The following is a 6,095-nucleotide window of genomic DNA, read 5'->3' as shown; positions in this document are numbered from 1 at the left end:
TCCACACCTACAACCACCACCGCTGCCACACCGCACTCGGAGGCCAGCCCCCGATCACCCGCGTCAACAACCCTGCGGGTCAATACACCTAGGGCGTGTCCGGCGGATCGTGAGCGGGCCCGCCGGACACGCCCCGGCCGCCGGCTGACCTCTGTGCCGTGGGAGGCCTCGGACCGGGGTCAGCCGGCGGCCGGGGCGCCCGCGGTGGGCAGGGAGACGAAGAGGTCGAAGTACATGCCCGCGGAGATCAGCACGCCGATGGCGCCGAGGGCGACACCGGCCAGGGCGACCGCGCGGATCCAGGTGGGCTGCGGACGCTCGGAGGGGGTGCCGAAGGCGGGGCGGACCAGGACGAAGACGCCGACGAGCAGGGCCAGGACGGCGAAGACGCCGTTGACCAGGGCGGTGGTGTGCCAGGCGTCCCCGTAGATCTCGGAGATCTGCTGGGCCGCGCTGCCGCCGCCGGAGGTCTGGATCTGGCCGATGAGCGTCTCGCGCTCGGCGGCGACCCGGCCGGTCCACGCGCCGGTCAGGGCGACGATGCCGAGGGCGGCGGAGACGACGGCCGCCGCGCCCGCGCCGACGCCGTGCCGGGCCTCGTCGAAGGGGTCGGGCTCCAGGGCGTCGTCATCGTCCTCGTCGTCCGACTGCCCGGCGAGGTCGTCGGGGGCCGTCCCGGAGTCCGCGGTGTCGGACGGCGTGCCGGTGGTGTCCTTCGTGGCGGAGTCCTTCGCGGGGTCCTTCACCAGGGAGTCCTGGGCGGTCGCCTCCTCCGTGACGGCGTCGGCGGTGCCGTCGGCGGGGTCGGTCGTCCCGGCGGGCGGGGTGGTCGTGGACGGGGTCGTCGTCTTGGAGGGGGTGGTGTTCATGCGCCGCACGCTAGGGGGCCCGGATGAGAGCCCGCTTAACGCCGGGGCCCGCGGGGCCCGGGACGGGGCCGCGTCAGGCCCTGGTCGGGGCTCAGCGCCCGGTGCGGGACGGGGCTCAGCGCCCGGTGCGGGCCCGCCATTCCGGGGCGAGGACGGACCAGATCTCGGAGTCGTGGCGTACGCCCCGGTGGACGTAGCTCTGCCGCATCACCCCGTCCCGGGACATACCGAGCCGCTTCGCCACCGCGATCGACCTGGTGTTCGCGGCGGAGGCGACCCACTCCACGCGGTGCATGCCGCGCTCGTGCACCGCCCAGTCGATCAGGCGCTCGGCGGCGCGGGTGATCAGGCCGCGGCCCTGGGCGGCGGGCTCCAGCCACACGCCGATCTCGCAGTTGCCGGACTCCGCGTCGAAGATCCGGAAGAGGACGCCGCCGACGAGGACGCCGTCCAGCCGGATGCCGTACAGCCGCCCGGTGTCCGCCGCCTGCTTCTCCGCGTACCGCTGGAGCAGGGCGCGCGCCGAGTCCAGGTCGGTGACGGACGAGGCGAGCGGGATCCAGGCGTCGACCAGCTCCCGGGCCCGGTCCATGTGGGCGAGGAGCTCCTCGGCCTGCCAGACCTCCAGCGGGCACAGCTGCGCCCCGTCGTCACCCAGGGATACGGCGAACATCGTGCTCCTTCTCGGCGGGCCGGACCATCACCGGCCCGGCACCCTCTTCGGCACCCGTACCGCGTGTCTCCGGGATCTTCGCACGCAGCGGTACGCAGTCGGGCGGCTCGATGCTGATCCTGGGCAGCCGCTTCTCCAGCCAGCCCGGCAGCCACCAGTTCGCCCCGCCGAGCATGTGCATCAGGGCGGGCACCAGCAGGGTGCGCAGGACGAAGGCGTCCAGGGCGACGGCGGTGGCCAGCGCGATGCCGAACATGGCGATGACCCGGTCGCCACTGAGCACGAAGGCGAGGAAGACGGAGATCATGATCACGGCGGCGGAGTTGATGACCCGGCCGGTTTCGGCGAGGCCGACCCGTACGGCCCGCCGGTTGTCGCCGGTCTCCAGCCACTCCTCGTACATCCGGCCCACGAGGAAGACCTGGTAGTCCATGGAGAGGCCGAAGAGGACCGAGACCATGATCACGGGGAGGAAGGGTTCGATGGGCCCGGCGCTGCCGAGGCCGAGCAGTTCGCTCCCCCAGCCCCACTGGAAGACGGCGACGACGACGCCGAAGGAGGAGGCGACGGCGGCCACGTTCATCACGGCGGCCTTGAGCGGGATGCCGATGGAGCGGAACGCCAGGAGGAGGAGCAGACAGCCGAGTCCGATGACGACCCCGACGAAGAGCGGCAGTTTCCCGACGATGATCTCGGCGAAGTCGTCGTAGCTCGCCGTCACCCCTCCGACGTGGGCCTCCAGCGAGGTGTTGTCCTGAACCGGCGGCAGCACGTCGTCCCGGATCCGGTCGACCAGTTCGCTGGTGTCCTGCGACTGGGGGGACGAGTCGGGGACGACGGTGAGGAAGGCGGTGTCGCCGGCGCTGTTGTACGTGACCGGGCCGGCGGACGCGACGCCCTCGGTGGTGCGCAGCTTCTCCGGCAGCGAGTCCAGCGCGAGCCGGTCGTCCGCGCCGTCGAGCTGGGCGGCGATGGTGAGGGGGCCGTTGACGCCGGGCCCGAAGCCGTCGGCGATCAGGTCGTAGGCCTGTCGGGTGGTGGCGGCGGCCGGGTTGTTGCCCTGGTCGGAGGTGCCCAGGTGGAGGCCGAGGGCGGGCAGGGCGAGCACCAGCATGACGACGGCCGCGATGGAGCCGAGGAGCTTGGGGTGCCGCTCCACGAAGGCGGACCAGCGGGCGGCGAAGCCGGTGGGCAGTTCCGGCCGCGGTCCGTGTTCGGCGAGCTGTCGCCTCTCGCGGCGGCTGAGCGCCCGCATCCCGATGAGGGAGAGCAGCGCGGGCAGCAGGGTGACCGAGGCCATCACGGTGAGGACGACGGTGAGCGAGGCGGCGATGGCGACGCCGTTGAGGAAGCCGAGCCGCAGGATCAGCATGCCGAGCAGGGCGATACAGACGGTGGCCCCGGCGAAGACGACGGCACGCCCGGTGGTCGTGACGGCGTTCTGCGCTGCTTCGTCGACCGACATCCCGCGCCGGAGGCCTCTGCGGTGCCGGGTGACGATGAAGAGGGCGTAGTCGATGCCCACGCCGAGCCCGATGAGCATGCCGAGCATCGGGGCGAAGTCCGCCACGGTCATCACATGGCCGAGGAGCACGATGCCCGCGTAGGCGGTGCCCACGGAGACCAGGGCGGTGGCGATGGGCAGCAGGCTGGCGGCGAGCGAGCCGAAAGCGAGGAAGAGCACGACCGCGGCGACGACGACGCCGATGCCCTCGGCGAGGTGGACGGAGGGCGCTTCGGTGAGGGCGACGGCGGTGCCGCCCAGCTCGACCTGGAGCCCGTCGGTCTCGGCTCCCTTCGCGGTGTCGACGAGGGCGCGGGCCTGGGAGGCGGGGATCTCGTCGGCGGGGTGGTCGAAGGTGACCGTGGCGTACGCGGTGTGGCCGTCCTCACTGATCTGACCGGGGCCGGTGCCTCCGTAGGGGCCGGTGACCGCGCCGACGCCCGGCAGCTCCTCGATCGCGTGGAGCGTCCGGGTCATGGTCTGCTCGACGTCGGCGGCCCGGACCGTGGAGCCGGTGGTGTGCCAGACGACGGTGTCGGTGTCGCCGCCGAGGTCGGTGAAGCCGCGGGAGAGCAGTTCGGTGGCCCGGCCGGACTCGGTGCCGGGGACCTCGTAGTCGTTGGAGTAAGCGGAACCCGCGAAGCCCGCCGCGGCGGCGGTCCCGCCGAGGGCGGCGAGCCAGATGAGGACGGCGACGAGACGGTGCCTGATGCACCAGCGAGCGATGGCAGCCAACGGATGAGCTCCCTGTGGGTTTGTGAACATTTACCCACAGATGACGTTATCTGCCCGTAAACATCTCACGACCTTAGGACCGTCACTCTGTCAGCAGAACGTGATCCTTTGTCCGTTTCGTGGCCATGGTCACAGGGCTTGATCCGTTCCCTGCACGGAACGGATCAAGCCCTGTGACCCCCGGGCCGGGTCAGCCGGAGACGCTGGCACGGCCGTTCTCGATGTGGCCCATGAGCCGCCGCCGGAAGCCGTCCTCCCCGTCGACGGTGACGTCGAGGTCGTACCAGCCGTGGGCGTCGGCCGCCGAGTGCACGAGCGCCCGGCTGCGGCCCGGCTTGACCGTGACGCGGCGGGTCCAGTCCCGTACGTCGTCCTCGTCGACGTAGCCGAGCGGCCGCACCACGAAGGTCAGGGTCCGGCGGCCGGTGTTGCGCAGGGTGAGGTGCAGATCGCGGTCGCGGTGGTCGATGCGGGAGGCGACCTCCGCTCCCCCGTCGGCCGGTCCGGCGAACTCGCGCCGGAAGCCGTTCGGCCCGGTGACCGTGAAACGGTACGCCTCCCCGGTCAGCGGGACGGTCCAGTGCGCGGTGTCGGGGACGTCCTTGTGCTGCGGGGCCGGGAACTCACCGGCGTACGGATACAGCGCGAAGTGCGCCGAGGACCGGCCGGTGTTGGCGAGCTCCACGCGCAGGGTGTCGCCCGATCGCCTCGCCCGGGCGTCCGGCTGGTACGGCAGGGGGCGCGCCGGGCGTGCGCCGGGCTCCTGCTCGGGGAGGTGCTGGACGGCGGGCGGCTTCGGCTGCCAGCGCCCGCTGAGCGGCGGGATCGCCCCCGGCTGCTCGACGGCGGGCTGCCGGCGGGCCCGGGTGAAGTCGAAGGCAGAGGTCAGGTCGCCGGTCACGCGCCGCCGCCAGTCGCCGATGTTGGGTTCCTTCACGCCGGTCCAGCGCTCCAGGAAGCGGATGACGGACGTGTGGTCGAAGACCTCGGAGCAGACGTACCCGCCGACGGTCCACGGCGAGACGACCAGCAGCGGCACCCGGATTCCGAGGCCGGTGGGGCGGCCCTCCCACTGTTCGTCGGTGACCTCGGGGGGTGCGACGGGCGGCGGGACGTGATCGAAGAAGCCGTCGTTCTCGTCGTAGTTGATCAGCACGGCGGTGTGCCGCCACACGTCGGGGTGCTTGCCGAGCGCGTCGAGGATCTTGTAGACGACGGTGGCGCTGTGCACCGGCGAGGAGACGCTCGGGTGCTCGGAGTCGATCGCCGAGGGGACCAGGTAGGAGACCGCGGGGAGCGTCCCGGCCGCCACGTCCTTGGCGAACTCGTCCGCCAGCGTCCCGGTCTCCACCCGGCGCAACCCCCGCTCGAACAGGCTGCGCTCACGTCGGTCGAGGGTGGCGACGCCCTCCTCCAGCAGCCCGAGGAGCCGGGTGCGTTCGGTCTCGGACGCGCCCCGGACCTTGGCGTAGAAGGCTTCCATGTAGGTGTGGCCGCCGGTCCTGGCCAGTGCCTTGCGGGCGATCGCCTTGAAGGTGGCGTAGAACTCGATCTGGTTGTCGGTGAAGTTCTCCCACTCGGTGTACGTGCGCCAGCTGCGCCCGGCCTTCTCCAGCCGCTCCGCGTAGGTGGACCAGTCGTAGCCGGGGTGGGTGCCCTCGTTGTACGCGTCGTTGCCGACGGCCCGCTTCCCGTTCGGCTCGAAGCCGGTCTTCCCGCTCCACAGGTGGTTGCGGTTGGGGCTGGTGGAGGTGTGGATCGAGGAGTGGTAGGCGTCGCAGACGGTGAAGGTGTCGGCCAGCTCGTAGTGGAGCGGGATGTCGCGCCGGTCGTAGTACGCCATCGTCGCGGCGGTCTTCGCGCTGATCCAGCCGTTCATCCAGCCGTCGCCCCAGGCCTTCGCGCCGCCGTTCCAGGAGTGGTCGAGGGCGCCGATGTACTGGAGGTCCTTCTTCTGCGCCTCGGCCGCCCCCCGCACCGGGAAGGGCAGTACGGCGGAGCCGGCCGCGGCGGGCTGCTCGAACACCGTTGTGCCGGTGGGCAGTTCGATGGCGTTGCGGTCGCCGAAGCCGCGTACGCCGCGCAGGGTGCCGAAGTAGTGGTCGAAGGAACGGTTCTCCTGCATCAGGATCACCACATGCTTGATGGAGCCGAGGCCTCCCCCGCCGGACCCCGCGTGGGCGGGCTGCGCGGCGATGGCGGCCTGGAGCGACGGCGGCAGGAACGATCCGGCCGCAGCGGCGCCGAGTGCGCCGCCGCCCAGCGCGAAAAGCCGTCGCCGTGACATGTCCGTGGTCAAAAGAGCCTCCTGGTT

4 protein-coding genes are annotated in these 6,095 nt (G+C 71.9%); all 4 read right to left on the bottom strand.

Annotated features, from left to right (window positions below; all coding sequences use genetic code 11):
* Positions 1 to 179: 179 nt before the first annotated feature.
* The 4 genes from ACIQRW_RS37400 to ACIQRW_RS37385 all read right to left on the bottom strand — a co-directional run bounded on the left by ACIQRW_RS37400 (position 180) and on the right by ACIQRW_RS37385 (position 6,080).
* The gene (locus tag ACIQRW_RS37400; protein WP_403769599.1) at positions 180 to 869 is read right to left on the bottom strand and encodes a hypothetical protein; all 690 of its coding nucleotides are present in this window, start codon (positions 867 to 869) and stop codon (positions 180 to 182) included.
* A 115-nt stretch (positions 870 to 984) separates the two neighbouring features.
* Positions 985 to 1,542 (bottom strand): GNAT family N-acetyltransferase, encoded by a 558-nt coding sequence (locus ACIQRW_RS37395; protein WP_403769596.1) that lies wholly within the window; start codon positions 1,540 to 1,542, stop codon positions 985 to 987.
* Positions 1,520 to 3,781: an MMPL family transporter gene (locus ACIQRW_RS37390; RefSeq protein WP_403769593.1), complete on the bottom strand. Its 2,262-nt coding sequence runs from the start codon at positions 3,779 to 3,781 to the stop codon at positions 1,520 to 1,522. The genes ACIQRW_RS37395 and ACIQRW_RS37390 overlap by 23 nt, the downstream gene beginning before the upstream one ends.
* Positions 3,782 to 3,971: 190 nt before the next feature.
* Complete coding sequence (locus ACIQRW_RS37385) at positions 3,972 to 6,080, bottom strand: phosphocholine-specific phospholipase C (RefSeq protein ID WP_403769590.1); 2,109 nt, start codon at positions 6,078 to 6,080, stop codon at positions 3,972 to 3,974.
* Between the last annotated feature and the right edge of the window lie 15 nt (positions 6,081 to 6,095).

Source organism: Streptomyces sp. NPDC091287 (assembly GCF_044768525.1).
Lineage (GTDB): Bacteria > Actinomycetota > Actinomycetes > Streptomycetales > Streptomycetaceae > Streptomyces.
Note: the sequence above shows the minus strand (reverse complement) of the source record. Positions and strands in the feature narration are given on the sequence as shown.